This window comes from Myxococcus xanthus (assembly GCF_006402735.1).
Taxonomy (GTDB): domain Bacteria; phylum Myxococcota; class Myxococcia; order Myxococcales; family Myxococcaceae; genus Myxococcus; species Myxococcus xanthus_A.
This window is the reverse complement of record NZ_CP017174.1, coordinates 2,857,698-2,884,105: the sequence shown is the minus strand read 5'-3', so window position 1 is coordinate 2,884,105 and position 26,408 is coordinate 2,857,698. Positions and strand designations below refer to the sequence as shown.

Annotated in this window: 25 protein-coding genes and 1 pseudogene; 22 read left to right on the top strand and 4 right to left on the bottom strand. The window is 69.0% G+C overall.

The window, feature by feature from the left end; all coding sequences use genetic code 11:
- The first annotated feature begins 4 nt into the window (after positions 1-4).
- From BHS09_RS38740 to BHS09_RS12235, 12 genes are all read left to right on the top strand, one after another.
- Positions 5-160: a hypothetical protein gene (locus BHS09_RS38740; RefSeq protein ID WP_162295072.1), complete on the top strand. Its 156-nt coding sequence runs from the start codon at positions 5-7 to the stop codon at positions 158-160.
- A 61-nt stretch (positions 161-221) separates the two neighbouring features.
- Positions 222-647 carry a type II secretion system major pseudopilin GspG gene (gene gspG, locus BHS09_RS12285; RefSeq protein ID WP_140789887.1) on the top strand — a complete coding sequence of 142 codons (426 nt, stop codon included), beginning with the start codon at positions 222-224 and terminating at the stop codon, positions 645-647.
- A gap of 40 nt (positions 648-687) precedes the next feature.
- Positions 688-1,137, top strand: a complete 450-nt coding sequence (locus tag BHS09_RS12280) for a type II secretion system protein GspG (protein WP_174260526.1) — start codon at positions 688-690, stop codon at positions 1,135-1,137.
- On the top strand, positions 1,134-1,856 hold the full coding sequence (locus BHS09_RS12275; RefSeq protein ID WP_174258740.1) for a prepilin-type N-terminal cleavage/methylation domain-containing protein: 723 nt from the start codon (positions 1,134-1,136) through the stop codon (positions 1,854-1,856). The genes BHS09_RS12280 and BHS09_RS12275 overlap by 4 nt, the downstream gene beginning before the upstream one ends.
- Positions 1,853-2,719, top strand: a complete 867-nt coding sequence (locus tag BHS09_RS12270) for a type IV pilus modification PilV family protein (RefSeq protein WP_140789882.1) — start codon at positions 1,853-1,855, stop codon at positions 2,717-2,719. The genes BHS09_RS12275 and BHS09_RS12270 overlap by 4 nt, the downstream gene beginning before the upstream one ends.
- Positions 2,719-3,390 (top strand): type II secretion system protein GspJ, encoded by a 672-nt coding sequence (locus BHS09_RS12265; protein WP_140796429.1) that lies wholly within the window; start codon positions 2,719-2,721, stop codon positions 3,388-3,390. The genes BHS09_RS12270 and BHS09_RS12265 overlap by 1 nt, the downstream gene beginning before the upstream one ends.
- 3 nt (positions 3,391-3,393) lie before the next feature.
- Positions 3,394-4,761, top strand: a complete 1,368-nt coding sequence (locus BHS09_RS12260) for a type II secretion system minor pseudopilin (RefSeq protein ID WP_140797954.1) — start codon at positions 3,394-3,396, stop codon at positions 4,759-4,761.
- A 1-nt stretch (position 4,762) separates the two neighbouring features.
- Complete coding sequence (pilM, locus tag BHS09_RS12255) at positions 4,763-6,364, top strand: pilus assembly protein PilM (protein ID WP_140789879.1); 1,602 nt, start codon at positions 4,763-4,765, stop codon at positions 6,362-6,364.
- A 2-nt stretch (positions 6,365-6,366) separates the two neighbouring features.
- Positions 6,367-6,924 (top strand): type II secretion system protein GspM, encoded by a 558-nt coding sequence (gspM, locus tag BHS09_RS12250; protein WP_140789877.1) that lies wholly within the window; start codon positions 6,367-6,369, stop codon positions 6,922-6,924.
- A gap of 3 nt (positions 6,925-6,927) precedes the next feature.
- Positions 6,928-7,896: a type II secretion system protein GspN gene (gspN, locus tag BHS09_RS12245; RefSeq protein ID WP_140797953.1), complete on the top strand. Its 969-nt coding sequence runs from the start codon at positions 6,928-6,930 to the stop codon at positions 7,894-7,896.
- 98 nt (positions 7,897-7,994) lie between these two features.
- Positions 7,995-9,635, top strand: a complete 1,641-nt coding sequence (locus BHS09_RS12240; protein ID WP_140789873.1) for a sigma 54-interacting transcriptional regulator — start codon at positions 7,995-7,997, stop codon at positions 9,633-9,635.
- A gap of 161 nt (positions 9,636-9,796) precedes the next feature.
- Positions 9,797-10,300 (top strand): RNA polymerase sigma factor, encoded by a 504-nt coding sequence (locus tag BHS09_RS12235; RefSeq protein WP_011552571.1) that lies wholly within the window; start codon positions 9,797-9,799, stop codon positions 10,298-10,300.
- Positions 10,301-10,312: 12 nt separating this feature from the next.
- Here BHS09_RS12235 and BHS09_RS12230 read toward each other — a convergent pair whose 3' ends face one another.
- Together BHS09_RS12230 and BHS09_RS12225 are read right to left on the bottom strand one after the other, a co-directional pair.
- Complete coding sequence (locus tag BHS09_RS12230) at positions 10,313-10,969, bottom strand: hypothetical protein (protein ID WP_140797952.1); 657 nt, start codon at positions 10,967-10,969, stop codon at positions 10,313-10,315.
- Entirely contained in the window at positions 10,969-13,146 is a 2,178-nt protein-coding gene (locus BHS09_RS12225; protein WP_140789869.1) for a S46 family peptidase, read from the bottom strand. The genes BHS09_RS12230 and BHS09_RS12225 overlap by 1 nt, the downstream gene beginning before the upstream one ends.
- Positions 13,147-13,282: 136 nt before the next feature.
- Between BHS09_RS12225 and BHS09_RS12220 the strand changes: the two genes are divergently transcribed.
- The 6 genes and pseudogenes from BHS09_RS12220 to BHS09_RS12195 all read left to right on the top strand — a co-directional run bounded on the left by BHS09_RS12220 (position 13,283) and on the right by BHS09_RS12195 (position 17,222).
- Positions 13,283-14,020, top strand: coding sequence for a M50 family metallopeptidase (locus BHS09_RS12220; protein WP_140789867.1), 738 nt, complete (start codon positions 13,283-13,285; stop codon positions 14,018-14,020).
- A gap of 45 nt (positions 14,021-14,065) precedes the next feature.
- Positions 14,066-14,738, top strand: a pseudogene (sitA6, locus tag BHS09_RS12215) (SitA6 family polymorphic toxin lipoprotein).
- Positions 14,739-14,750: 12 nt separating this feature from the next.
- Positions 14,751-15,467 carry a SitI6 family double-CXXCG motif immunity protein gene (gene sitI6 / locus BHS09_RS12210; RefSeq protein ID WP_140789865.1) on the top strand — a complete coding sequence of 239 codons (717 nt, stop codon included), beginning with the start codon at positions 14,751-14,753 and terminating at the stop codon, positions 15,465-15,467.
- 253 nt (positions 15,468-15,720) lie between these two features.
- A complete protein-coding gene (locus BHS09_RS12205) occupies positions 15,721-16,653 on the top strand; it encodes a VOC family protein (protein WP_140789864.1) in 933 nt (310 codons plus the stop codon).
- A 26-nt stretch (positions 16,654-16,679) separates the two neighbouring features.
- Positions 16,680-16,877 (top strand): hypothetical protein, encoded by a 198-nt coding sequence (locus BHS09_RS12200; protein ID WP_140789863.1) that lies wholly within the window; start codon positions 16,680-16,682, stop codon positions 16,875-16,877.
- A gap of 39 nt (positions 16,878-16,916) precedes the next feature.
- Positions 16,917-17,222, top strand: a complete 306-nt coding sequence (locus BHS09_RS12195) for a hypothetical protein (RefSeq protein WP_140789862.1) — start codon at positions 16,917-16,919, stop codon at positions 17,220-17,222.
- Positions 17,223-17,316: 94 nt separating this feature from the next.
- Here the strand turns inward: BHS09_RS12195 and BHS09_RS12190 are convergent, their stop codons facing one another.
- Both BHS09_RS12190 and BHS09_RS12185 read right to left on the bottom strand, forming a co-directional pair.
- Positions 17,317-18,600: a hypothetical protein gene (locus BHS09_RS12190; protein WP_140797951.1), complete on the bottom strand. Its 1,284-nt coding sequence runs from the start codon at positions 18,598-18,600 to the stop codon at positions 17,317-17,319.
- A gap of 157 nt (positions 18,601-18,757) precedes the next feature.
- A complete protein-coding gene (locus BHS09_RS12185; protein ID WP_140789860.1) occupies positions 18,758-19,414 on the bottom strand; it encodes an MBL fold metallo-hydrolase in 657 nt (218 codons plus the stop codon).
- A 104-nt stretch (positions 19,415-19,518) separates the two neighbouring features.
- On the opposite strand from BHS09_RS12185, the gene BHS09_RS12180 reads away from it, so the two are divergent.
- The 4 genes from BHS09_RS12180 (at position 19,519) to BHS09_RS12165 (ending at position 26,390) form a co-directional block, all read left to right on the top strand.
- Positions 19,519-20,184 (top strand): hypothetical protein, encoded by a 666-nt coding sequence (locus BHS09_RS12180; RefSeq protein WP_140789858.1) that lies wholly within the window; start codon positions 19,519-19,521, stop codon positions 20,182-20,184.
- A gap of 318 nt (positions 20,185-20,502) precedes the next feature.
- A complete protein-coding gene (locus BHS09_RS12175) occupies positions 20,503-22,881 on the top strand; it encodes a DNA gyrase/topoisomerase IV subunit A (RefSeq protein ID WP_174260525.1) in 2,379 nt (792 codons plus the stop codon).
- 12 nt (positions 22,882-22,893) lie between these two features.
- Positions 22,894-24,825, top strand: a complete 1,932-nt coding sequence (locus BHS09_RS12170) for a DNA gyrase/topoisomerase IV subunit B (RefSeq protein ID WP_140797949.1) — start codon at positions 22,894-22,896, stop codon at positions 24,823-24,825.
- A 98-nt stretch (positions 24,826-24,923) separates the two neighbouring features.
- Positions 24,924-26,390: a PEGA domain-containing protein gene (locus tag BHS09_RS12165; protein WP_237080335.1), complete on the top strand. Its 1,467-nt coding sequence runs from the start codon at positions 24,924-24,926 to the stop codon at positions 26,388-26,390.
- Positions 26,391-26,408: the final 18 nt, after the last annotated feature.

The following is a 26,408-nucleotide window of genomic DNA, read 5'->3' as shown; positions in this document are numbered from 1 at the left end:
CGGAATGATGAACGACATGGCGGACCGTTGGATTCAACGCGTCACCCTGGCGGCAATGGTCGCCATGGCGGCGGCGCTGCTGACCGTGGGGGCCCGGTTGTACGGTCCCCAGCAGCCTCGCCCGCCCGCCGGGGCGGCGGACAGCGTCCGGACGCCCTGACAAGAAGACACGACGACACAAGGGTGGCCTGCCAGAAAGTCACCCGGGATGGAGAGCACACATGCGCCAGAGCCAGAAGCAGCAGAGGAAGCAGCGCCGCAACCGCGGCATGACGCTCATCGAAATCATGGTGGTCATCACCATCCTCGGTCTCATCGCCGCGGCGGTGGGTGTGGCCGTCATCCCGCAGCTGGAGGCCGCGCGCCGGGACCGCGCCGCGCTGGACATCAAGAACATCCAGGGCGCGATGAAGCTCTACTACACGAAGAAGGGGAAGTACCCGGACACGGCCTCCGGCCTGCAGGCGCTGGTGGAGGCGCAGGCGCTCGAGCAGATGCCCAAGGACCCCTGGAACAACGACTACGTCTACATCAACGAGGGCGGCAAGCCGGTCATCATCTCCTACGGCGCGGACGGCGCCTCCGGCGGCGAGGGCAACGACGCGGACATCTCCTCCGCGGACTCGGCGGCCTCCGCCAAGAAGTGACGAACAAGTCGCGCGCGACACACGTTGACAGGGCTTGGGCATGAAAGAGCACGACGCCATTCCATCCCCGACGCCCTCGCACGAGGGGCCGGACCGCCGCCGGAGACTGGGGCGGTTCCTCCTCGCGTTCGTCTTCGTGGCCGCCACGGGGCTTGCCTTCACGCTGGTCTACGTGACGGAGGACCGAACGCTGGACGCCAACCAGCGCCGGGCTCGCACGGACATCCGCCAGCTGGAGGGCATGTTCAAGTCCCACCACCGGCTGATGGGCCGCTTCCCCTCCCAGGCCGAAGGCTTCACGCCGCTCATCCAGGCCCGGCTCCTGGACCGCGTGCCGGAGGACCCCTGGGGCCATCCGTACGTGTACTGGATGGACGGCTCCACGGGCGCCGTCGTCTCCTATGGCGCCGACGGCAAGCCGGGCGGAACGGGGCCTGCCGCGGACCTGAGCAGTGGCGGTGTGCTGGCCGCCGGTTGGGGGGAGCCATGACGAAGCGGAGCCACCGCGCCCAGCGCGGCCTGACGCTCATCGAAATCTCCATCGCCATCATCATCGTCGCGATGCTGTTCTCCGCGGCGGTGATGGGCATCGGCTCCATCACCGGAGCCAAAGCCAAGGGCAGCGCGGGCGAGCTGGCGGGCCTCATCCGCTCGCTCTACGACTCGGCGGCGCTGCGCGGGCAGACGTGCCGGCTGGTCTTCGAGATTCCCGACCCCAAGAGCGAGCAGGCCACGCGCTATCACGCCGAATGCGCGGAGGGCGCCGTCACCACCGCGAGAGACCGCGACGAGACGCTGCGCGCAGAGAACACCGAACGCGAGCGCGCCGCGCGCAACCGGGGCAGCGGCGGCGGCCGTGACGAGCGGCGCAGCTACCTGGGCGGCGGCAGCGGGACGAATGCCCCCAGCGCGCAGGAGCTGCTGGAGGGTGAGAAGCTGCGCGTGGAGAACGCGGCCCGCTTCTCCTCCTACACCTCCGAAGAGGTCCCCGCGCGCGAGCTGCCAGCGGACGTCAAGGTCTCCGTGTGGACGCGCCACCAGCGTCAGCCGGTGGAGAATGGCGTGGCGTACCTCTACTTCTTCCCGCAGGGCTACACGGAGAAGGCCTACGTCTACGTGCAGCAGGGAGACAACGTCTGGACGCTGGACGTGTCACCGCTCACTGGCAAGGTGCAGATTGTCGCCGAGGCGCTGGAGGTGCCGCGATGAGGCGCGCCCAGGGTTTCACGCTGCTGGAAGTGGTGGTGGCGCTCGCCATCCTCGGGATGGCGCTGATGGCCATCTTCGACCTCAACGCGGGCGCGGTGTCCAACCACGTCTATACCAAGCGCCTCACCGTGGCGTCGCTGCTGGCCCGGTCGAAGATGACGGACCTGGAGCAGGACCTCTACGACGACGGCTTCAGCCTCGACGACAAGGAGGAGTCCGGGGACTTCTCCGATGAAGGCTGGAACCAGTTCAAGTGGCGCGCGCGCATCATCGCGCCCAAGACGGACGGCGTGACGCCGGACCAGCTCATTGGCGCCATCTTCAACCTGCCCATTGGCGACAACGCCAGCGGTGATGACCCGATGTCCGGACTGGCGGGCCTCTTCGGAGGCGGTGCTGGCGGCAAGGACGGCGCGTCCTCCGGCGGGCCGCAGGCCGCGGGCCTGGGTGGCATGGGTGGCGCGGCCATGGGCATGGCCCAGCCCATGTTCACGCAGATGGTGGAGCAGATCACCCAGACGGTCCGCGAGGTGCACCTCACCGTCTACTGGCAGGAAGGCACGCAGGTGGAGAGCATCGACCTGGTGACGCACATCGTGTCGCTCGGGCCGGGCTCGGACCGCAACGGCGGCGCCGCCGCGGCCCAGGGCGGAGGCTCCGACAACCAGTGGGTGACGCAGGACGGGCGGCCCGTGGCCAACCCCATCCCCGGCCCCAACGGCGTCATGCTGGACCCGACGACGCGCCAGCCCCTGCGCCGCCTGTCCGACGCGCAGCAGGACCTGGGCAGCCGCCGGGGGAACATGGGCGGCAACCCGCTGGGCAACCCGATTCTGCCGGGCGGCTTCCGAGGGGGTCGATGATGCGGCGTCGCACGCGAGGCTTCACGCTGATGGAGGTCATGGTGGCCGTCGCCATCACCGCCCTCATGGGCACGGTGGTGGCCATGGCCTTCCAGACGGGCCTGACGGCGAAGGAGACGGTGGAGGTGGACGCGGACCGCTACCGGCAGGTCCGCGTGGCCATGAACCGCATGGCGCGTGAGATTGGCTCGGCCTACGTCAGCGACCGCTACGACTCCACCCGCTTCCGGGACCAGAACGACCGGCCCAGCAACTTCGTGGGGGAGCGTGGCAAGCTGCTGTTCACCACCTTCTCGCACCAGCGCCTCTACACGGACGTGAAGGAGTCCGACCAGGCCATCGTCGAGTACTTCGTGGAGGCGTCGGAGGACCGGGAGGCCCGCGGCCGGCAGGACCTCAAGCGGCGCGTCAACCCGAACATCGACGAGCGCATGGAGCAGGGCGGCCACGTGGACGTGCTCTTCGAAGGCGTGAAGGAGCTGGAGTTCGCCTATTGGGATTCGGAGAAGAAGGAGTGGGATGACGAGTGGGACACGCGGCGCATCGAGCGCAAGGCCATCCTGCCCACCCGGGTGCGCGTGACGGTGACGGCGGTGGACGAAACGGGCAAGGAAGCCCGTTACGTCACCCAGGCCCGAATCATGCTCAACACGGAGCTGCCGAGGTACTGAGCCATGCCCCTGCCCTTCTTCCAGCAGACGCCCCGGCGGCGACGCAAGCCCCTGCCCCGCCCGGCGCGGCGGGAGCGGCGCTCGCGCGGCGTGGCGCTCATCATCGCCATTGTCTCCATCGCCATCCTGACGGTGATTGCCACCGACTTCGCCTACAACAGCCGGGTGGACCTGCAGCTGGCGGCCAACCAGCGGGACGAAGTGCGCGCCTACTACATGGCGCGCTCGGGCATCGCGCTGTCGCGGCTGCTGCTGCGCTTCCAGAAGCAGGTGGACCAGACGCCCATCCCCAACCCGGCGGCCATCCTGGGGCAGTTGGGCATCGGCGGCACGCCGCAGGCCGGGCAGGTGCAGCCCTCCTCGCTCAACATCCAGCTCTTCAAGATGGCACGCGTGGACTGCCACATGCTCCGCGGGCTGGTGAAGAACGACGGCGCGGGTGGAGAGGTCTCCGCGCTGGAGCCCAAGCAGGACGACAACTTCAAGCTGGATGACGAGGACGCGGACCCGGCGACGCGCGAGGTCGCCTCGCAGATGACCATGCGCTCCTTTGGCGGCTTCGAGGGCTGCTTCCTGGCCACCATCTCCGACGAGGAAGAGAAGCTCAACGTGCACCGCCTCATCGCGGGCGCGGGTGACGCGCGGCCCACGGCGCTGCGGCTCATGGACATGATGGCGGACCCGCGCTTCGAGTTCCTCTGGGAGCGGGACGACGCCAACAAGGTGCGCAGCACGCCCCAGGACGTCCTCCTGGCCCTCAAGGACTGGGCGGACGACGACCGGACGGGCTCGGCCTTCAACCCGGTGGACCCAGTGAATCCGCTGCCGGGTGGGTTCTCGGATGAAGGCGCGGCCTACAGCCGTTATGAACCCGGCTATCAGCCCAAGAACGCGCGCTTCGACAGCGTGGACGAGCTGTACCGGGTCCACGGCATCAACGACCAGTTCATGTCGGCGTTCCGGGACCGCCTCACCGTCTATCCGGACATCAACCGCCGGCCCAACATCAACACCGATGACCCGGTGATGATGGGGCTGGCCATCATGTCGGTGGCGGACCAGACGCGGCCGGACCCGCGCCTGAGGGACCCGGTGTTCCTCAACGAGCTCATCGAACGCGTGCGCGCCGCGCGCATGTTCAGCTTCTTCGGGATGTCCGTGCAGGACTTCGTCGCGGTGGTGGAAGCCGCGGGCATCCTGGTCGACCCGGCCGTGAAATCCAACGTCGCGGGCAACCGGCTCGTGGGCGACAAGAGTCAGACCTTCACCATCAAATCTGTGGGAGAAGCGGGCAACGTGCAGAAGACGCTGACCGCCGTCATCCGGCTCGACGACACCCTGGGCCGGCTCCTGTATTGGAGAGAGGAATAGCATGGCCCGTATCCTTGGCCTGGACCTCGGCAGTCACGCCGTGAAGGGCGTGGTGCTGGAGGCGAAGACGAAGACGCACACCACCCATGGGTTCGCCGAGGTCCGGCGTGCCCAGGAGGGCGAGCGCGCCGACACGCTGCGAGCCGCGGTGCAGGAGCTGCTGGGCCAGCTCCCGCCGGGCAACGTGGACCAGATTGTCATCGCCCTGCCCGGCCCCGCGCTCACCACGCACGCGCTGAGCCTGCCTTTCTCCGACGCCAAGCGCATCGAGGCGACGCTGCCCTTCGAGGTCGGCAGCCAGCTGCCCTTCGACATCTCCGACGTCGTCTACGACTACCAGGTCGTGGGCCTGAAGGAAGGAGAGGGCAAGGAGAAGGCCAGCGACCTGCTGGTGGGCGTGGTGCGCAAGGAAGAGCTGGCGGCGCTGCTGGCGCTGCTGGCCGAGCTGAAGGTGGACCCGCGCATCGTCACGCACCCGGGCCTGGCCTACCAGAACCTGTTCCAGCAGCACCCGGGCCTCTTCCAGGGCACGGGTGAAGGCGGCGCGGTGGCGGTGGTGGACATCGGCCACGAGCGCACCTCCGTGTCGGTGGGCAAGCCCGGTGAGGGCGTCCAGTTCGCGCGCACCTTCTCCGGTGGCGGCAAGGACCTGAGCAAGGCGCTGGCGACGGAGTTCCAGACGTCGCTGGCGGAGGCGCACCACTGGAAGGAGCAGCACGGCGCGGTGGCCAGCGCGGCGCAGGGCCCGGACGCGGAGCGCGCGGCGGCGGCCTTCGTGCGCGGCCTGCAGCCGATGCTGCGCGAGCTGCGCCCCACCCTCAAGGCCTACACGGCCCGCACCCGTCAGCAGGTGGGCGCGGTGGTGTTGTGCGGTGGTACGGCGAAGCTGCCGGGTATCGCCGAGCAGCTCTCCCGGGACTTGAATCTGCCGGTGCGGGTGCTGGCGCTGCCCGCGGACGCGAAGGCGATTCCCGCGGCCGAGCAGCCCGTGGCGGCCCAGGCCTATTCGCTGTCCCTGCGCGGCAACGCGGCGGGCGTGCGCGCGCCGCGCTTCAACCTCCGCCGGGGCCAGTTCGCCTTCAAGGGCGACTTCGACTACGTGAAGGACAAGCTGGGCTTGCTGGCGTCGTTCGCGGCCACGCTCATCCTGCTGCTCATCGCGTTCGGCGTGGTGCGCAACTCCGTGCTGGCGCGGCGCGAGGCGCAGGTGGACGCCGTGCTGTGTGACACCACTCAGCGAATCCTGGGCCGGTGCGAGAAGGACTACAACCGCGCGCTCAACATGCTCGCGGGCGTGGAGAGCCCGGCGGCGGCGCTGCCCCGGCTGACGGCGGTCAACCTCCTGGCGGAGGTGACGGGGCGCGTTCCGGACGACATGCCGGTGAGGTTCACCCGCATCCAGATCGACCTGGGCCGCGTCATCCTCGAGGGCGAGACGGACTCCTCGAAGCAGATCGACACGCTGTCCAACGCCATCAAGAACCACGACTGCTTCAAGGACGTCCGGCAGGGCAAGGTGGAGAAGACGCGGGACGGCAGCAAGATGTCCTTCCGCCTGGACGTGCAGGTGCAATGCCCTGGTGAGCAGGGAGGAGAGAGCTGACCATGGCCAAGCTTCAGGAAGTCTTCGCCCCCATCCAGACGTGGTTCGAGCGGCTCAGCGACCGCGAGCGCCGCATGGTGTCCATCGCCGGCGCGGCGGTGCTGGTGTTCGTCCTGTTCGCCGTGGTGATGACGTTCACCAACAGCGCGTCCGGGTACCGCAAGCGCACCGAGGAGAAGCTGGCCAAGCTGCAGGAAGTGAACACGCTGGCCGCCAGCTTCCGCGAGGCCCAGGCCAACCGTCAGTCGGTGGAGCAGCAACTCACGTCCAGCAACGTTCAGCTCATCAGCTACATCGAGGACAAGGCGACGCTGGCCGGCCTCCAGGTGCCCAACATGACGCCCAAGGGCGAGGTGGGCATCGGCGACGGGAAAATCGTGGAGAGCGCCGTGGAGCTGACCTTCACGGACGTGGACCTGCGCAAGCTGACCGACTTCCTGCAGACGGTGGAGAGCGGTCCGGGCGTGGTGAAGGTGAAGCTGTTGCGCATCGAGCCGCGTCCCGCGTCGGACACGCTGACGGCGTGGACCACTGTCGCCACCTACCGGATGAAGCCCTGACCCATGTCCTCTGACTCCAAAGCCGCCCGCTGGAAGATTCTCCTCGGCTACGCCGCGTTCGCGGTGGTGGCCTTCGTCGTGGGCCTGCTCGTCACCTTCCCATACGACGCCATCCGCAAGCGGCTGGTCAGCGAAGCGGCCCAGGCGGGGCTCGCGGTGCGCATCGGTTCGCTGCGGCCTGGCCTGGCGGGCATCACCGCCACCAACGTGCGCGTGAGCAAGCCGCCCCAGCCGCTGAGCGCGGACACGGTGGCGGCCCTCTCCCGCGGCGAGGGCATGCTAGGCGCCGCGGAGCTGGGTGAGCCGCTGGTGCTGGAGAGCGTGGCGCTGCGCCCCGCCCTCTTCCCGCCGGGCATCGCGATGCGCGCCAGCGTCATGGGCGGCACGCTGAGCGCCTCCGTGGGCCTGCTGGGCGATACGCGCGTGAAGGTGACGGCGGACGGGCTCCAGGCCTCTGGCGGCAACCTGCCGGCCTTCACCGGGCTGGACCTGGACGGCGAGCTGAACGCGGCCCTGTCCCTGACGATGCCCAAGAACGGCGCGCAACCAGACCTGTCCCAGGCCAACGGCGAGCTGACGCTGGACACCCGCAACCTGGTCATCAAGGGCGGCAAGGTGGCCATCCCCATGGGTGGCGGCTCGGCGGTTCCCATGGACCTGCCGCAAATCGACCTGGGCGCGCTCACCGGACGCATCCAGTTCGTCAAGGGCCTGGGCACGGTGGAGTCGCTGCGCCTGAAGAGCAACGAGTTGGAAGCCCTGGCCACCGGCACGCTGAAGCTGGGCAAGCGGCTGGAGTACAGCGAGCCCGGCATGGATGTGAACATCAAGCTGGACCCGGAGTTCCAGAAGCGGCTGGGCCTGGTGGGCGCGGGCGTCACCATCCTCCCGCCGGACAAGAAGGACCCCAGCTTCCGCGCCGCCCGGCTCGCCGGCTTCCTCAACCGGCCGACGTTCCTCCCGCGGCGCTGAGCGCCTGCTCCCCCGCGTCCGCCGCCAGGGCGCGGGGTTGAAAGCTGAACACCAGGGCGTGTAAAGCGCTCTCAGGCTGGACTGCTGAGAGGGCTGGGATGCCGGAGCTGGTGTTCTTTCGTCGTGGCGACGAGGTGTTGCGGGTGGGGGTGGACCGGGCGCGGCTGGTGCTCGGACGCGGCGAGCAGAGCGACGTCGCCATTCCGGACCCCGAGGTGAGCCGCCTCCAGGTGGCCCTGCTGTGGGACGGCGAGCGCTGCCGGGTGGAGGATTTGTCCGGCAAGGGCACCACCGTCGCCGGCCAGTCCATCACCCACGGCGAGCTGCCGGACGGCGCGGACCTGGCGCTGGGCCAGTGGCGCGCGGTGTTCCGCCTCAGCGGCGGCGGCGAGGGCGCGGACGTCACCACCGAGGTGGGTCACACGACGTCCGTCCAGTCCCGCGACACGCAGGCCCCGCGCTGGCAGCCCGCCCAGGTGCGGGTGAAGCAGGGCCTCAACGAGTCCGTGCACCGCTTCACGGGTGAAGGCTTCACCGCGGGCAAGGACTCCGGCTGCGACCTGGTGCTCCAGGACCGCTTCGCCTCCAGCCGGCACCTGAAGGTGACCCGCCGCGACAGCGCCTTCCACGTCGTGGACCTGCGCTCCACCAACGGGACGTGGCTGGGCCCGGTACGCGTCTTCGAGGCGGAAGTCCCGCTGCCCACCGTGCTGCGCGTGGGTGAGACGGAGCTGGTGCTGGAGCCCGCCGCGCCCACCACGCGCAAGGAGCCCACGTCCTTCCACGGCATCATTGGCGGTGACCCGTCGGTGCGGCAGCTCTCGGAGTTGATTGAGCGGGTGGCCCCGTCCTCCGCGGCGGTGACGATTCTGGGCGAGTCCGGCACCGGCAAGGAGCTGGTGGCCCGCGCCATCCACGCCTGCTCGCAGCGGGCGAATCGGCCGCTGGTGCCCGTCAACTGCGCGGCCATCTCCAAGGAGCTCATCGAAAGCGAGCTCTTCGGCCATGAGAAGGGCTCCTTCACCGGCGCCATGGGCGCGCGCAAGGGCGCCTTCGAGGAGGCCGACGGAGGCACCCTCTTCCTGGACGAGATTGGCGAGCTGCCGCTCGACCTGCAGGCCAAGCTGCTGCGCGCGCTGGAAGGTGGCGAAATCAAGCGCGTGGGCGCCAGCCGCCCGCAGACGGTGGACGTGCGCGTGGTGGCGGCCACCAACAAAGACTTGCTGGCGGCGGCGCGCGAGGGCCGCTTCCGCGAGGACCTGTACTACCGGCTCTGTGTCATCCCCCTGCACCTGCCGCCACTGCGCAGCCGCAAGGCGGACCTGGGCTCGCTGGCCGAACACTTCGTGCGCACCTACGCCCCGCGTGGCCAGTCCGTGCGCTTCACGCCCGCGGCCCTGGAGCGGCTCCAGCACCACGCGTGGCCGGGCAACATCCGCGAGCTGCGCAACGTGGTGCACCGCGCGCTGCTGCTGCGCAAGGGGCCCCTCATCGACGCGGGGGACATCTCCTTCGACCAGGAGCTGAACCGCGAGACGGGCATCGCCGTGCCGGAGCTGCCGCCAGGGATGACGCTGGAGCAGATGCTGGAGAAGCTGGAGCGTCAAATCGTCGAGGCGGCGCTGCGGCGGTACAACAACAACCGCGAGCGCGTGGCCCGCGAGCTGGGCGTGGCCCGCTCCACCCTCTTCAAGCGGCTGAAGGACTGGGGCCTCACGAAGCAGGACGAGCAGGAGTAGAGGCTGTCTTCCAGGGAGGTGGGGGTGTCAGAGGAAGGACGCCCCCGCCCCGGAAGAATGTGTCCCACGGTGCATGGCCCTGAAGGGCGATAGACCCTTCTGGCGGCTCATTCGTTCCATGTCCTGTACGTCCACCCCGGCGTGTCAGGAGAGCACCCGTCATGCACGCATGCGCGCTTCCGCCGCTGTCCGAGTTGTATACCGAGCACCGTCCTCGCGCGTTGGCCATTGCCCGACGCATCGTCGGTGATACCGCCGACGCGGAAGACGTGGTGCAGGACGTCTTCGCCCGGCTTGCCCGCCGAGCGCCTGGCTACGGCGGCCGCGCGGCGTGGAGCACCTGGCTGCACCGGGTCATGGTGAACAGCAGCATCAACTGGCTGCGGGCGCGCAAGCGCCGAGACAGGCTGAGCCACGACGTCCAGGAGCCCCTGTCCCCCGAAGCCCTCGCCGTGGGCGCGGAGATGGAGCGCCACTTCGGTGAGGCGATGGAGGACATCAACGAGCAGCAGCGCCAGGTCCTCTACCTGCGCGAGGTGCGCGGCCTGAGCTACCCGGAAATTGCCCGGCTGCTGCGCATCCCCGAAGGCACGGTGAAGAGCACGCTCCACCGCGCCCGCCAGCGCACGCTCTCCCTGATGGAAGAGCGTGGCCAGCAGCCCTGAGCGGGGACGGGCTCAGTCCTCGCTCTTCGAGCCGACGAACTGGTCCGCCTTCTCCTTGAAGAGGACGTTGAAGCTGGTGAGCGAGCCATAGACGCGGGTGATGTAGCTCTGCATCTCCACCTTCTCCGCGTCCGACAGCTTCGGGTGCGCGTTGAGCTTCTGCTCCAGCACCCGGAGCCTGTCGCGCACCATGACGACCTTGTGGAACAGGTTGTCGATGGGCAGGTCCTTGGGCTGCAGCTCGGTGTTGGCGGGCACCAGCCGCATCGTGCCGCCCTCCCACTTGTTGGCCAGGGGCGGCGCGTCCAGCAACCCGGACGCCTCCCGGAAGATGTCCATCAGCTCTTCACGCGTCATGCTCAACCCTTCCAGGTCCACCACGTCGTTGGGGTCCGCGCGGCGCCGCACCACCACCGGCGCCACGCTGCGCGCGGTCCGCTCGCGCGCGGGTGCAACCGCCAAGGGGGCCGCGCTTCCCCGAGGCGTGTACTTGTCGCAAATGGGCGCGGACGGGGGAAAGTTGCCCCGCCACGAGTGCAGCCGGCATGTGCCCACCCAGCCCCGGCGCTCATCCACCGACTGCGGGCTGAACAGCTTGCAATTGCCACACACGCGCTCTTCCGGCTTGAAGACCGGAAAAGGAAGCGAGCCGTCCCCCGCGTCCGACATCAGCGCGTCTCCCCCGCCACCGGCGGGCCCTTGCGCACGCCCAGCTCGCGCAGCAGCGCGTCCGCGTCCTCCACCTGGTCCAGCATCCAGAGGATGTAGCGCACGTCCACGTTGACGTTGCGAGCCACGTCCGGGTTGTAGCCGAAGTCGTTGGCCACGTTCTCCCAGACGCGGTCGAAGTTGACGCCCACCAGTTGGCCCTTGCCGTTGACGGTGGGGCTGCCGGAGTTGCCGCCGGTGGTGTCCGCGTCCGACAGGAAGTTCACCGGGATGTCCTTCAGCTTCTTGTCCTGCCACGCGCCAAAGCGCTTCGCCTCGGCGACCTTGGAGACCTTCTCCGGGACGTCGAAGGGCTCCTCGCCGGTGTGCTTGGCCAGCATGCCCGACAGCGTCGTCTGCGGCGTGTAGATGGCGCCGTCCCGCGGCGCGTAGCCCTGCACCTTGGCGAAGCTGACGCGCAGCGTGCTGTTGGCGTCGGGGGCCACCGGCTTGCCCGCGTGCGCCAGCACCGCCTTGCGCCACTCCGGCCGCAGCCGCAGCGCGGCGCCCTGACGCTTGTCCTTCACCTCGTCGAGCGCGGCCTGCTCCTTCGCCAGGTCCAGACCGAACGCGAGCAGCGCGTCCTTGCGCGCCTCGAGCTGGCCTACCGACTCGGTGGCCATCTTCAGGCGCTGGTCCAGCGTCAGCACCTGGGTGCCCGCGTACATGGCGTCAATCTTCGCCAGGACGTCCTTCTCCGAGAACGTCTTGCCGAAGTGCTTGTCCACCGCGGCGATGCGCTCGTCGGCGCCCAGCGCCTGCGCGCGGCGCACGAAGGCCAGCAGCAGCTGGCGCTCGGCGGGGAGGAACAGGTTCTTCTGGTCGCGCTCCAGTCGGTCCTTGATGCGGACGTGCTCGCGCTCCATGTACTCCGGGCGGCGCTCCAGGTCCGGCTTCGCGCGCTCCGCGGCCAGCCGCGACACCGTCACCGCCAGGGCCGGGCCCCTCGCGAGGCGCGACGATGCGGCCAGGAGGAACTCACGGTCGAAGGACTTCGCGATGGCGGACTGCTCGACGAGCAGCGCGGCCCGAGCGTCCAGCGCCGGCTGCCACTTCGCGCCCGCCTTCTTCGCCCACACCGCGACGGCGGCCTCCGCCTCGCGCTGCTTCTCCACGATGTGGCCGCGCTTCAGGCCGGCGAGCTGACCGCCCGAGTTCTTGTAGACGTTGTGCAGGCCCTTGAGCTGCGAGGCGACGGCAATCTTGCCCGCGGGGTCCTTCTCCCCTTCCGCCTCGAGGATGCGGATGGCCTCGCCGAACACGTCGCGCATGCGCGGGTAGAGGCGGGACTGGCGCTCGGCCATCTCCTCCGCGAGCAGCGCGCGGTACGTCATGCCCGGGTAGCCCAGCACCATGACGAAGTCGTTGGGCTTCACGCCCTGGGTGGCCAGCGGGAAGAAGAACTCCGCCTTGTAGGGGACGTTCTTGTCGCTGTACGGCGCGGAGGTGCCGTCCGGCGCGGTGTACGCGCGGAGGATGGCGAAGTCACCGGTGTGGCGCGGCCACATCCAGTTGTCCTCCTCGCCGCCGTACTCGCCCACCGCGCGCGGCGGCGCGTAGACGAGCCGCACGTCCGTGAGCTCCACCGCGTCCACCAGCGTGTAGTTGACGCCGCCATCGAAGGTGGCCACCTGGCAGCGGGTGGCGGGACGCTTCTCGCACTCGGCGACCAGCTCCTTCTGCTTCCGCTCGATGGCCTTGTAGCGCGTGATGTCATCCGCGTCCGCGGGCACCGCGGCGAGCACCGTCTTCGTCACGTCGGTGAAGCTGCGCGGGACCTGGACGCGGGAGCCCTTGCCGGGCAGTTCGTCCTCGCGCTTGGAGGCGAGGAAGCCCTGGGTGATGAGGTCGCGCTGCGGCGTGCTGTGCTCCTGGATGACGCCGAAGGCACAGTGGTGGTTGGTGATGACCAGACCCGAGGCGGCGATGAACGCGCCCGAGCACCCGCCGACGTTGACCGCGCCCGCGAGCAGGCCGGTGCCACGCTTCGGATCCCAGAGCTTCTTGGGAGAGACCTGGAGGCCCTGGGCGCGTAGCCACGCCGGGTCCAGCTCCAGGACCTGCTGGGGAGTCCACTTGCCTTCCCCGGCCAGAGCGGGGGCAGCCACGAGCGACAGGAGGAGGAGCGTCTTCTTCATGGTGTCCCCTCCCTACTCCGTCCGGCGCCCGCAAGCGAATCCCTTCGCCGTGACGCTTCGCGGCCTGGAGGCCGGGCTTTTTCGTGGAAGACGAACCCGGATTAAGTGTTGGAGTGTCCCAGGAGGGGAGCAACCGATGCGGACCGCCAGCGGTGCACAGCTCGATTTGGGCCGGTTGGCCTTGCTCGCCCTCATGCTGGGGGTGGGCTGGTATTTCTGGGATTCGCCCGCCCTGTGGCCCATGAAGGTGCTGGTGGTGATGATGCACGAGAGCGGGCACGCCCTGGCGACGCTGCTGGTGGGCGGCTCCGTGGACCGCATCCACCTGGCGGCCAACGAGTCGGGCTCCTGCCTGTCCCGCCTGCCTCCCGGGCTGTTCGCCAAGGTGGCCGTCTACTCCGGGGGGTACCTGGGCAGCGCGGTGGCGGGCGCGGGGCTGATGCTGGCCACCTTCCGCTTCCGGCTCCGCCGCTGGGTGCTGGGCACGGCCAGCGTGTGGCTCACCGTCATGGGCGTGGTGTACGCGGGGGACAGCTTCACCCTATTCTTCTGCCTGGGCACGGCCGTGGTGCTGGCCCTGGGCGCGAAGTTCCTGCCGGATGGGGTGGTGGACGCGCTGAACCTGTTCATCGCTGCCTTCACGGCGCTGTATGCGCTGTTCGATTTGCGCTCCGATTTGTGGAACAGCGCGGTGCGCTCGCAGAGTGACGCGGCGCTCCTGGCGGACCTCACCTACGTGCCCGCGGTGGTGTGGGCGGCGCTGTGGTCGCTGCTCGCCATCGGCCTGCTGGCGGTGGCGGCGTACACGTCCCTGCACGCCAGGCCCAAGGGGCTCCAGATGCCCTCCGTCACGGCGCGGGCGCGGCGGGTGTAGCGCCTCCCGCGGCCCCAGCCTGACACGCGATAGACCTCTCCGATGATGCGGACGTTTCTGGTCTCTGCATTCTCGGTGCTCGCGCTGTCTTTTCTGGGGTGCTCCAACGCCGCGAGGATGCCCGCGTCCCAGGACTGGGAGACCGCGGAGGAGACGTGCGCCGCCGCTGATGATGCCCCTTGCAGCTCACTCCTTTGCCATGGCGACGCGTGCGGACTCTATCGCTGCGAAGACGTGCCCGGAGCGGTAGAGCTGGCGCGGTTCCCGCCTGCGCGCCCTCCCGCGGCTGCGGCTGCGCCAGGGCGCGGTCCCCGGAGGAATTGGGGAGGAGGCCAGAACCTCCCGCGGGGCGCTGTCATGGTGTTCCCCAACTGGAACGGCGCTGCCGGTTGGGTGGTGCCACCTTCACGTTGGCTCACCCCCGGACGGTGGGAGAAGCACCACATCTTCCCCCAGGCCAGAGACCTGGCGGAGTGGTTCAGGGATAGAGGGCTCAGGATTCACGACTACACACTTCCGATTCCCCGGGACCTTCATCAGCGCATTCACAAAAGGGGGCAACAGCGGCGGTGCATGGAACCAAGCCTGGCGCGAGTTCAGACTCCGCAACGAGAACGCAAGCCCCGAGGAAATCTTCAAGCACGCGGGCGAACTCTTCTACCGCTTCCAGCTCATGGGCGGGCCCATTCGCGCCTACCATTCCAAGCCAGGGACTTGAGAGATTGAGTGCATGATGCGGTTCTTCTGGATACGCGAGGAGCGGACGCCGCCCTTCAACGGCAGCTTCGATGCCACACACAAGTGGCGCCTGCCCGGCGTGAAGTGCGATGCCTGTGGAGTGACGTGGGGCGGGGCCGGGCACCAGTACCCAGGGGTGGACCTGTCTCACGTGCCCGAGCGGTCACGCTTCGTGCGCCCCTGGCCTGTTCCCGTTTCGGAACTCGCGCAACTGCGAGAGCTGGTTCGCCCCTATGTCCCCCCCGGCGTGCCACTTCCGCCGGGCACGCACCTGGGGCCTCTTGAAGGCACAGCCGCTGGGAGGTTCGGCCCGCTGACGTCACAGGGGGACATTCTGTGGGTCGTGCGGCGAGATGCTCTTGAGCGCCTCCAAACCGAAGGCGTCAGGGGACTGCTCGGCTGTAAAACGGAATTGAGGTTCCGCCAGAAGGAGCCGCCGGAGTTGCTGGAGCTCCAAATCGAGCCGCGCGGCCGGCTCCATATGGACTGCCTTCCCTCGGACCTCGCTCCGCCATGCGACGCCTGTGGCCGGGTCGCGCTTCGACTGCCGGACGCGCCCCTTCTCGACGCAGCATCCCTGCCCATCGATCGCGATGTCTTCCGTGTAGGCGACTACGCCACCGTCATCGTTTGCACCGAACGGTTCATGGAGACAGTGCGCCAGCTCGGCCTGGAAGGAATGGCCTTTCGCGAGATTCCTACGCGCTGATGACGCTGGAGTCCGCCGCCGTTCAGATGCCCTCCGTCACAGCGCGGGCGCGGCGGGTGTAGCGCGCGGGGGCTGACTGACGTCGCGCGGGGCACAATGACCTCACCGAGAGTCGCCCGGACGCACCCCGTGGGTTGTCGACTGAAGGCCGCCGCCTCATATCGAAGCCTCCGGCCCGTCCTGTCCCGTGCACCTCCGAGCCCGCCGGCCATCCAGCCCGCGAGCGGCTCCGGACGCGGCACGAGGAGAGACGATGAAACTTCCTGGCACGTGGCGCGCGTGGATTCGCGGCGGACTCCTGCTGACCAGCGTGTGCGCCGTGGGAGGCGCGGTCGCCACCCAGACCGGGTGCGCGTCCACGCCCAACAGCGCGGCCCGCGAGGGAATCCCCCTGTCGCCCACGCCACTCTACGGCAAGTTCGTCTGGCACGACCTCGTCACCGACAACCCCGCAGCCGCGAAGCGCTTCTATCGCGACCTGTTCGGCTGGGAGTTCGTGGACATCCGAGGAGGCCGCCGCCCCTACTCCCTCATCCGCGCCCAGGGACGCTGGATTGGCGGCATCGTCCATCCTGCGAACGCGGCCGAGAAACGCGAAGGCGCGCTGTGGTTGGGCTACCTCTCCGTGCCCGACGTGGACCGCGCCGTTACCGAAGTGAGTGCTCGCGGCGGCAAGGCGCTCGACGGGCCCATCGATGTGCGGAACATCGGCAGAGCCGCGGTGGTCGCCGACCCGCAGGGCGCGGCGGTGGGCTTCGTGCGATCCCAGCCCGGAGACCCGGCCGACACGGGCGTGCCTGATGAGGGCCAGTTCTTGTGGATGGAGTACCTGGCCCAGGACCCCGTCGCCGCGGCGGACTTCTACAAGGAACTCCTGGGCTACGAGGTCCGTGAGCGTCCACTCGGCGGCGGGCCGCACTACGTCCTCGCGCAGGGACAGCATCCCCGAGGCGGCGTACTGGCCAACCCGGTGAAAGGCGCGCGCCCCAACTGGCTCACCTATATCCGCGTGAAGGACCCCGCGGCGCTCGCTTCGCGGGCCCAGGCCCTGGGTGGCCGAGTGTTGATGGCCCCGCGCCCGGACGCGCGTGGCGGCTCGCTCGCGCTCATCGCCGACCCGAGCGGCGCGGTGCTCGCGCTCCAGCGCTACCCCTTCGAAACGTCCAAGTCCGCTACGGCGCCCTGATGCGCCACCTTCGAGGAGAACCCCACATGCGTCTGCGTCGACACGCATCCCCCCGCTCGCTGTCCTGGGCCGTCCTGATGGCCGGTGCCCTGATGACGTCCGGTTGCACGGACCAGCCAGCGGGCGTCGGACTCGGCTTCACCACGCCTTCGCCATGGAACGCGACACCGCAGATGGAGATCACAACCACCTGGAACGGCGGGCCGATGTACTGGTCGCCCTGAGCGTACCCGCCTCCTCGCCGCGCAGATAGACTGCGCGGTATGACGCGCGACGAGAAGATCATCGAGGAGTGTCTTCGTGCAGCGGTCGAAGGCCCGTTCTTCTCCGAAAGGGCGTTCCCCTCCGTGTTCGGACTCGACAGAGCGGAGGTCGCCGCCATCCTGGCGTCCTGGCCCGCGTGCGACGACCTAGCGAAACAGAAGTACGCCATCAACAGCACGCTGAACAACCTGCTCGGCTATCCGCACAAGAAATGGGCACTGTGGCCCCAGTACATCTCGGCCTCGCCCGAAGAGGTCAAGGCCGTCTTCGCGCGCTGGCGTAAGGCCCATCCCTGGGAGGACTGAGCTCACAGCTGAGCACCGTCCCCCGCCGGAGGGGGAATGCCTCCCCGGAGGCGGGCAGCGGACCTCACCACCGCGCCTCCGAGGAGACGGCGCATCACGCCTGCGGGGCGTGCACGCCGTTGGACAGCTCGTTGCGGACGACCTCGGACACGCGCTCGCGGACCATCTCGCCCACGCGCTCACGGACGTCGGCGCTCACGCTCTCACGCACCGCGCTCGCGATGCGCTCGGGGTCGACGGCGCCGCCGCCGCTGTGCTGCGTCGGCATCATGGACGGACCGGCGCGCATCGCCTCACCGAGCGCCGACCGGACGGCGTCGGGGAGCTGCGAGCGCAGCGCCGATTCCAGCTCCGAGCGCATGCTGCTGACGAGCCGCTCACGCAGGGAGTCCGCCAGCCGCGTGCGGATGGCGTCCGCCAGGCGCTCCACGTCCTGCATCCCCTGCCCCATCATCATGCCCTGCGGCATCATCCCGCCCTGCCCCATCATCATGCCCCGGTGACGCGCCATGGCGCCGCGCAGCATCTCGCCCATGCGCTCCCGCAGCACCTCGCGGACGCGCTCGCGAACCGCCGAGTTGATGCGCTCACGGAGCCCCTCGGACAGCCGGTCCTGGAGGGCCATCGCGATGCGATCGGGGTCGAACGAGCCGGCCGCCATGCCGCCCCACTGGCGCGTCACGAAGCCGCGGAGCCCGTCGGCCAGGCGCTCGCGCAGGGCCTCGCGCACGCGCTCCCGCAGGCTGTACACCAGTCCCTCGTGGAGGGCGTCGGCCAGGCGCCCGCGAATGGCGTCCGCCATCCGCTCCGCGTCGTGGGGGCTGAAGCCGGGCATGCGCTCCGACATCACCGAGCGCAGCGTGTCCGCCAGCCGCTCGCGCAGGGCCTCGCGCACGCCGTCATGCGCGGCGGTGTTGATGCGCTCGCGCAGGGCCTCCATCAGCCGCGTGCGCACCGCCTCCGCCAGCCGCTCGGCATCCGGGGCGCCGAAGCCGTGGGAGGACATCTGCCACTGCTCAATCAGCGCCGCGCGCACGCACTCGGCCAGCCGCTCGCGGATGCCGTCGCGGATGCGCTCGTGCACCACGGAGGCGATGCGCTCGCGCAGCGTCTCCGCCAGGCGGGAACAAAGCGCGTCCGCGATGCGCTCCGGCTCCGGCATGCCGTAGCCCTGGGGCATCATCCCGAACCCCTGCGGCATCCCGCCGCGCTCGGACATCGCGTGGCGGATGGCCTCCCCCACGCGCTCACGCACCTCGCGGCCGAGCCGATCCTCAATCGCGGAGACAATCTGCTCGCGAACGGCTTCGACGACCCGCTCCTTCAGCGACTCACCGAACATCTGCTGCGACTGGGGAGAAAGCTGCTCCTGAAACATGAGAACGCTCCTGACTCGACGCCTGGACTGCGAGGAAAAACGGCAGGCGAAAACCCCTCTCCTGCCGGGCGCGATTCAATAGACAGGCACGCACTCAGGGTAAACGTGTCCTCGGTGTGAGGCCCCGTTGGCCGCCAGACACCAGCGGCGAGGACCGCTACTTGCGAGGCCGCATGCGGAACGCGACGAAGGCGTCCACATTGTCGAAGGCGAAGTACGGGTTCTTCTGCCGCACCGTCTCCATGGACGTCACCGGCACGTCCGCGTAGTCGTGGCCCGGATACAGCTTCGCGCTGTCGGGCACCTTCGCCAGCACCTGCGACAGGGAGCGGTACATCGCCTCCGGGTTGCCCCCGCTCATGTCACACCGGCCGCAGCCGTTGATGAACACGGTGTCCCCGGACACGAGCGCGTCACCGGCCAGCAGGCAATGCGAGCCCGGCGTGTGCCCCGGCGTATGCAGTGCCTGGAACGTCTCAGTCCCAACGCGCACGTCATCCCCCGGCCCCAGGGGCCGCAGCGCGCCGCCCAGCTCGCGCAGCTCCGGGGAGAACTGGACCTCTTCACGCTGCGCGAACACCGGCACGTCCCACTTCGACAGCAGGTCCGGCAGCCCGTTGATGTGGTCGAAGTGGCAGTGCGAGACGAACGCGCCCACCACGCGCTTGCCGTCCTGTTTCACCGCCTGCTCGATGGCCTCCACGTCCCACGCGGGGTCCACCACCACCACTTCGTCCGAGTGCCGGGGGCCCACCAGGTAGACGAAGTTGTCCATGGGCCCGAGCTTGAGCTGCCGCACGTACGGTTCACGCATCGCGAAATCCTCCTCGTCGGAAGCCTCACTCTAACGCCCGGGACTTGATGCGGTGGGCCCCTTCCCTCTTGAATAGGCCCTTTTTGCCCCTGGGAGGTCTCCACGTGAAGCGCCCACTGCTCCTTTGCACCCTGCTCGCCGGCACCGCCTTCGCCGCCAAGGAGCGCGCCACCTTCCGCTATGCCGCGCCTCCGGATGGGGAGCGCCCCGTCATCGTCAACGCCGTCATTGGCCCCCAAGGCAGTGACTTCGCCATGCGCCTGCGCTTCGACAAGGTGCCGTGGGGCGACGAGTGCAAGAGCCGCTGCGCCAACGCCACGCTGCTGCTCGACACCGACAACAGCAAGCAGACGGGCCTGCGCCTCGCGACGAAGAACGCGCCCGGCAACGGCGCCGACGTCGCCGTCGTCATCCAGGGCGTGCGCGACTACGCGAAGCAGGAAGGCGCCCCGCCCGTGAGCTGGCTGCGGGTGAAGGTCCGCCTGCTCGGCAGCGAGGCCTCCTCCGTGGATGACGGCGAGCTGCTGGCCGAGTTCAACCACCGCCAGGACCCCGAGCGGCTCCACGTGGACGGCGAAACCATCTACCTGCTGGTGGACGCCACCAGCGCCGCCCTGCCCTCCGCTCGCAAGGCCCGCGTCGTCTACCAGCCGCCCGGCGCCAAGCCGCTCCAGGCCACCATTCCCGGGATGATTGGCAGCGGGAGCGGCAAGGGCGTGCGCATCTTCAAGGACGGTTCGTGGGGGAAGGCCCGCGACGCGACCCCCTAGGGCGTCCGCCTGCAGCCAGGGGGGACGAGCCGTCCTGTCCCACCCGCACCCACCGTCCCGCCCCATGCCCCAGCCAGGAGGCCTCCGACCTCGGAATTCCGCGGGGTTGGAGTGGGGTTCTGCTGGCAAATAGGACTGGACAGACGTATAGGTAGGCACTGTTGGAGAGTGCGCAACCCCCCGAATTCGTTCCCAATGTCAGGGTGGCATGGTAGTCCCGGCGCCCTGTTACATACCTCTGCCCCTCCAACGTGAGGAGTGCGCGGGTCGCGCGCCGCGTTCGGGGTGCGGGGCGTTCTCACCTGTGGATTGACGACCATGCTCGCAGAAGCCGAATCGAAATCGCGAAAGAAGCAGGGGGCCGGGGGAGGCGGCGGTGGCGGGAGTGGCGGCGCCGCGGGTGGCAACGGCGACGGGTCCGTGCCGGCTTCGCTCGCGGACGAGGCACGCCGCCGGTACATCAACTACGCCCTGTCGGTCATCACCTCGCGCGCCCTGCCGGACGTGCGTGACGGCCTCAAGCCGGTGCAGCGCCGCATCCTGTTCGGCATGTACCACGACCACCGGCTGACGCACGAAGCCAAGTACCAGAAGTCCGCCAAGGTGGTCGGCAGTGTCATGGGTCAGTACCACCCGCACGGTGACGCCTCCATCTACGAGGCGCTGGTGCGCATGGCGCAGGACTTCTCGCTGCGCTACCCGCTGGTGGACGGCCACGGCAACTTCGGCTCGCTCGACGGCGACGGCGCGGCGGCCATGCGCTACACCGAGTGCCGTCTGGCGATGCTGTCCAGCGAGCTCCTGACGGAGCTGGGCAAGAAGACGGTGGCCTTCCGGCCGACCTACGACGGCACGCTGCAGGAGCCGGTGGTCATCCCCGCGCGGGTGCCGCAGCTGCTGATGAACGGCACCACGGGCATCGCCGTGGGCATGGCTACCAACATCCCGCCGCACCACCTGGGCGAGCTGGTGGACGCGCTGGTGGCGCTCATCGAGAACCCGCAGCTCCTGACGAAGGACCTGCTCAAGTGGGTGAAGGGTCCGGACTTCCCCACCGGCGGGCAGATCCTCAACGACAAGAAGGAACTGCGCGACATCTACGAGTCGGGCCAGGGGAGCATCCGCATCCGCGGTGAGTACAAGCTGGAGGACCTCAAGCGAGGCGGCCAGCAGATTGTCATCACCTCCATCCCCTACACGGTGAACAAGTCCACGCTGGTGGCCAAGTTCGGCGACCTGGTGCGCGAGCGGAAGCTGCCGCTCATCACCGACGTGCGCGACGAATCCACCAAGGACGTGCGCATCGTCCTGGAGCTGAAGAAGGACGCCAACCCCGAGCTGGTGATGGCGTACCTGTACAAGCAGACGCCACTGCAGACGAACTTCGGCGTCAACCTCACCTGCCTGGTACCCATCAAGGACAAGCCCGAGTTGAGCACGCCCGAGCGGCTCAACCTCAAGGACATCCTCTGGTACTTCCTCACCTTCCGCTTCGACGTGGTGACGAAGCGCTTCGAGCACGAGCTGGGCGAGCTGCTGCGGCGCGTCCACATCCTGGAGGGTTTCGAGAAGGTCTACGACGCGCTCGACGAGATGATCAAAATCATCCGCGCGTCGGAAGGAAAGCAGGACGCCGCGAAGAAGCTCATCGCCCGCTTCAAGCTGGATGAAGCCCAGGTGGACGCCATCCTGGAGATGAAGCTCTACAAGCTGGCCCGCCTGGAGATTCTCGTCGTGGAGAAGGAGCTCAAGGAGAAGCGCGCCGAAATCAAGCGCATCCAGGGCATCCTCAAGGACAAGAACAAGGTGTGGGGCACCGTCCGGGACGAGCTGGGCGAAATGAAGGCCCGCTACAACGACAAGCGTCGCACGCGGATTGGCGGCGCGGGCTCCGAGGAGATGGAGTTCAGCGCCGAGGCGTTCATCGCGGACGAGGACGCGCACGTGGTCATCACCCGCGACGGCTGGGTCAAGCGCGTGCGCGAGGTGAAGGACCCGTCCACCACCCGCCTGCGTGAAGGCGACGCGGTGATGGCGGTGCTGGCCGGCAGCCTGAAGGCGAACCTGGTGCTGTTCAGCAACTTCGGCACCGCGTACGTCACCCGCTTCAACGACGTGCCCGCCTCCACGGGCTACGGCGAGCCGGTGCAGAAGTTCTTCAAGTTCGACGACGGCGAGCGCGTGGTGTCCGCCCTGTCGCTGGACGCGCGGCTGCCGCGCCCGCAGAAGCTGGTGGGCGTGACGAAGCAGGGCATGGGCATGCGCTTCCTGCTGGAGCCGCACCTGGAGGTCTCCACGCGCGCCGGCCGCCGCTACGCGAAGACGGGCGAGGGCGACGAAATCATTGGCGTGCAGCCGGTGACGGACAAAGACCTGCTGGCGGTGCTGACGGAGAAGACCAGCGCCCTGGTGTGCAAGGTGGCGGAGGTCAACGAGCTGGCTGGCCCGGGCAAGGGCGTCACCGTCATCAAGGTGGACGACAATGACCGGGTGGTGGACTTCCTCGCCGTGTCGCCCGCCCAGAAGGACGCGAAGCTGGAGTTCGAGACGCAGAAGGGCCGCAAGCTGCACCTGTCCCCGGCGAAGTACGGGTTGACGGGCCGCGGCGGCAAGGGCCACGAGATGTCGAAGCGCGACGCCGTGAAGGAGGTGGCACGCCCCGTCACCTTCATCCCGTTGCCCGAGAAGAAGGACTAGGCAGAGGACGCCATGGCAACGAAGAAGGAAACCTACACAGGCGCGGACATCCAGGTCCTGGAAGGCCTGGAGCCGGTGCGCAAGCGCCCGGCCATGTACATCGGCGGCACCGACAGCACGGGGTATCACCACTTGCTGTGGGAGATCCTCGACAACTCGGTGGACGAGGTCATCAACGGCTTCGCCACCACCGTGGAGGTGACGCTCCACAAGGACAGCCGCAGCGTCACGGTGGTGGACAACGGGCGAGGCATCCCCGTGGACATCATGCCCAAGCACAAGAAGCCGGCCGTGGAGGTCATCCTCACGACGCTTCACGCGGGCGGCAAGTTCGAGCAGGGCAACTACATCCACTCGGGCGGTCTGCACGGCGTGGGCAGCTCGGTGGTGAACGCGCTGGCGCGCAAGCTCGTCGTGGAGATCAAGCGCGACGGCAAGAAGCACGTCCAGTCGTACGCGCGGGGCAGGGCCACCAGCACGCTGAAGGTGGAGGGCGCGACGCGAGGCACCGGCACGGCCGTCACCTTCGAGCCGGACCCGGAGATCTTCGGCGAGAAGCTGAAGTTCGACGCGGAGCTGGTGCGCGACCGGCTGGAGGCCAAGAGCTACCTGCACAAGGGCATGACGGTCGTCTGGAAGGACGAGACGTCCAGCCCCCACACGTCGGTGACGTACAAGCACGACGGTGGCATCGCGGAGTACCTCACCAAGGTGGTGACCGAGCGGAACAAGCCGCTGGTGCCCGCCGGCAGCGCGGCCTTCTACCACTCGCGCGACAACGGAGTGCGGCTGGAGGCCTCGCTGGCGTGGACGGAGGCCACCGACGAGCACATCCGCTCGTACGTCAACGGCATCCCCACCCCGCTGGGCGGCACGCACGAGGCGGGCCTGCGCAGCGCGGTGGTGAAGGCGGTGCGCAACTACATCGAGACACACGGCATCGCGCCCAAGGGCGTGACGCTCACCGCGGAGGACATCCGCGAGGGCATCACCGCCATCCTGTCCACCTACGTGGTGGAGCCGCAGTTCCAGGGCCAGACGAAGGGGCGGCTCAACAACCCCGAAGTCAGTGGCCAGGTGGACGGCGTGCTGCGTCCGGCGCTGGAGAAGTGGCTCAACGACAACAAGTCCATCGCGGAGTCCGTGGTGGCGCGCATCGTCCTGGCCGCCCGCGCGCGCGAGGCCAGCCGGGCCGCGTCACAGGCGGTGAGCCGCAAGACGGCGGTCAGCCACCGGCTCAACCTGCCGGGCAAGCTGGCGGACTGCTCGTCCACGGACCCGGGCATGAGCGAGCTGTTCATCGTGGAGGGTGACTCCGCAGGCGGCTCCGCCAAGCAGGGTCGGGACCGGCGCACCCAGGCCATCCTCCCGCTGCGCGGCAAGGTGCTCAACGCGGAGCAGGCGTCCACCGACAAGGTGACGACGAACAAGGAGCTCCAGGACATCGTGTCCGCGCTGGGCTGCGGCATCGGCTCCGACTTCGACATCAGCAAGCTGCGCTACGGCCGCGTCTTCCTGCTGATGGACGCCGACAGCGACGGCCACCACATCGCCACGCTGCTGCTCACCTTCTTCTACCGGCACCTGCGTCCGCTCATCGAGAGCGGCGCCATCCACATCGCCCAGCCGCCGCTGTACCGCGTGGACATCGGCAAGGAGACGTACTGGGCGCTGGATGAGCCGGACCGCGACCGCATCATCAAGGAGAAGACGAAGGGCAACGCCAAGCCCAACATCATGCGCTTCAAGGGTCTGGGTGAGATGACGCCCGACGAGCTGAAGGAGACGACGCTCGACCCCAAGCATCGCATGAGCCTGCGCGTCACCATTGACAAGCCGCTGGAGACGGACCGGCTCATCAATGACTTGATGGGCAAGGACGTCAGCGCCCGCTTCAGGTTCATCATGGAGCGTGCCAGCGAGGTCCAGGACCTGGACGTTTAGTCAGGGCGGAATCACCGTCGCGGGTCCCTCCCCCCCGGAGGGGCCCGCGTGCAGCAGGGCTTTTGAGACGGAGCCCTGGCTCGGCTAGCATCCGCGCCGTGACTACGTTCCGCCGAACCTCCCTGCTCCTCGCGTTCATGCTGGCCACCTCTCCCGCCTATGGGCAGTCCACGCGGAAGAAGCAGTCCAGCAAGAAGCCCCCCGCCACCTCCCAGCCGGTGAAGACGACCAAGGCGCCCCCGGCGGACGACGCGGACGGCGATGAGTCCGACGAGCCCCGGGTTTTCGGTTCCCCGAACGAGGACGAGGAGACGTCCGTCACGCCGCTGGTGTCGCCGGACGCTCCGGCCGTGGCCAAGCCCGCGACGCCGAGTGCCTCGGGTGAGCCGGCGGTGGCCAGCGCGGCGGTGACGGCCTCCGGGCCGGTGGCGCTCTTCGCGGTGGCGCGGACATCCGCGGCGGAGGAGGCCGCAGTGAAGCTGGAGGACGAGCTGCTGAGCCGGCTCAAGGCGAGCGGCGTGGCGATGGTGGACCTGGGCGCGGCCTTCCCGCCGTCCCCGCCGGCCTCGCTGACGCGCGCGGACACGCTCTTCGAGCAGGGCCGCACCGACTACGACAACCTGGATCCCGAGTCCGCCGAGGCGAAGTTCCTGGCGGCGGCGGAGGCCTATACGAAGCACCCGGCGGAGCTGAGCCCGGAGCGGCTGGCCAAGGCCTACCTGTTCCTGGGCGCCTCGCGGATGCTCAACGGCGACTCCACCGGGGCCCAGGACGCGTTCAAGCGCGCGGTGGTGGCGGATCCGTCCACGACTCCCGACGCCGCCCTCTTCGGACAGGACGTGCTGAAGTCCTTCGACCAGGCCCGCGCCGACGTGAAGGCGCGCCCGGCCGGCACGCTGGTGGTGGAGTCGAAGCCGGCGGGCGCCAGCGTCCTCGTGCGGGGCCAGGAGCTGGGCGTCACGCCGCTCAAGGGCGTGGAGATGACCGCGGGCCAGCACCCGGTGGTGGTGTCCCTGCCCGGCTACTCGGCCTTCGCCCAGTACACGGAGGTGGCGTCCGCCAAGAGCACCGAGGTGAAGGCGACGCTGGAGCCCACCCCGGGCCTGTCCGCCGTGCGTGACGCGGCGGTCCACGCCAGCACCGAGCAGTCCTTCGAGCGCGACACGCCGCCGCCCGAGGCACGCGCCATTGGTGAGCGGCTCAACGCCCGCTACGTGGTGCTGGCGGCGGTGGCTCGCGGGGACAAGGGCCACCTCAAGGCCGAACTCCAGGCGTGGGACCTGCGCTCCAACGCGCGGCTGCGCGGGGTGGAGATTGCCCTGACGCCGGGCGCGAAGAAGAACGGCCCGGACGCGGCGGCGGACCAGGTGCGCGCCTTCGTCAACGGCGTCGCGGCGCCCCGCGTGGCGGAGGGCGGCAACTCGTTCTCCACCCTCATCAAGCGCCCGTGGTTCTGGGCGGTGGTCGGCGGCGCGGCGGCGGTGACGGCCGGGGCCGTCTACGTGGCGACGTCCCAGGACAAGGGCCGCCCGTTCAACCCCGTTTCTGGTGGCGTCGGATTCTGAGGCGGAGCCGCGTGTTGA

Bases quoted from the DNA above. Each gene is read 5' to 3' on its own strand.
- BHS09_RS38740 (WP_162295072.1), top strand. From the start codon at position 5: ATGATGAACGACATGGCGGACCGTTGGATTCAACGCGTCACCCTGGCG.
- gspG (WP_140789887.1), top strand. From the start codon at position 222: ATGCGCCAGAGCCAGAAGCAGCAGAGGAAGCAGCGCCGCAACCGCGGC.
- BHS09_RS12280 (WP_174260526.1), top strand. From the start codon at position 688: ATGAAAGAGCACGACGCCATTCCATCCCCGACGCCCTCGCACGAGGGG.
- BHS09_RS12275 (WP_174258740.1), top strand. From the start codon at position 1,134: ATGACGAAGCGGAGCCACCGCGCCCAGCGCGGCCTGACGCTCATCGAA.
- BHS09_RS12270 (WP_140789882.1), top strand. From the start codon at position 1,853: ATGAGGCGCGCCCAGGGTTTCACGCTGCTGGAAGTGGTGGTGGCGCTC.
- BHS09_RS12265 (WP_140796429.1), top strand. From the start codon at position 2,719: ATGCGGCGTCGCACGCGAGGCTTCACGCTGATGGAGGTCATGGTGGCC.
- BHS09_RS12260 (WP_140797954.1), top strand. From the start codon at position 3,394: ATGCCCCTGCCCTTCTTCCAGCAGACGCCCCGGCGGCGACGCAAGCCC.
- pilM (WP_140789879.1), top strand. From the start codon at position 4,763: ATGGCCCGTATCCTTGGCCTGGACCTCGGCAGTCACGCCGTGAAGGGC.
- gspM (WP_140789877.1), top strand. From the start codon at position 6,367: ATGGCCAAGCTTCAGGAAGTCTTCGCCCCCATCCAGACGTGGTTCGAG.
- gspN (WP_140797953.1), top strand. From the start codon at position 6,928: ATGTCCTCTGACTCCAAAGCCGCCCGCTGGAAGATTCTCCTCGGCTAC.
- BHS09_RS12240 (WP_140789873.1), top strand. From the start codon at position 7,995: ATGCCGGAGCTGGTGTTCTTTCGTCGTGGCGACGAGGTGTTGCGGGTG.
- BHS09_RS12235 (WP_011552571.1), top strand. From the start codon at position 9,797: ATGCACGCATGCGCGCTTCCGCCGCTGTCCGAGTTGTATACCGAGCAC.
- BHS09_RS12230 (WP_140797952.1), bottom strand. From the start codon at position 10,969: ATGTCGGACGCGGGGGACGGCTCGCTTCCTTTTCCGGTCTTCAAGCCG.
- BHS09_RS12225 (WP_140789869.1), bottom strand. From the start codon at position 13,146: ATGAAGAAGACGCTCCTCCTCCTGTCGCTCGTGGCTGCCCCCGCTCTG.
- BHS09_RS12220 (WP_140789867.1), top strand. From the start codon at position 13,283: ATGCGGACCGCCAGCGGTGCACAGCTCGATTTGGGCCGGTTGGCCTTG.
- sitI6 (WP_140789865.1), top strand. From the start codon at position 14,751: ATGATGCGGTTCTTCTGGATACGCGAGGAGCGGACGCCGCCCTTCAAC.
- BHS09_RS12205 (WP_140789864.1), top strand. From the start codon at position 15,721: ATGAAACTTCCTGGCACGTGGCGCGCGTGGATTCGCGGCGGACTCCTG.
- BHS09_RS12200 (WP_140789863.1), top strand. From the start codon at position 16,680: ATGCGTCTGCGTCGACACGCATCCCCCCGCTCGCTGTCCTGGGCCGTC.
- BHS09_RS12195 (WP_140789862.1), top strand. From the start codon at position 16,917: ATGACGCGCGACGAGAAGATCATCGAGGAGTGTCTTCGTGCAGCGGTC.
- BHS09_RS12190 (WP_140797951.1), bottom strand. From the start codon at position 18,600: ATGTTTCAGGAGCAGCTTTCTCCCCAGTCGCAGCAGATGTTCGGTGAG.
- BHS09_RS12185 (WP_140789860.1), bottom strand. From the start codon at position 19,414: ATGCGTGAACCGTACGTGCGGCAGCTCAAGCTCGGGCCCATGGACAAC.
- BHS09_RS12175 (WP_174260525.1), top strand. From the start codon at position 20,503: ATGCTCGCAGAAGCCGAATCGAAATCGCGAAAGAAGCAGGGGGCCGGG.
- BHS09_RS12170 (WP_140797949.1), top strand. From the start codon at position 22,894: ATGGCAACGAAGAAGGAAACCTACACAGGCGCGGACATCCAGGTCCTG.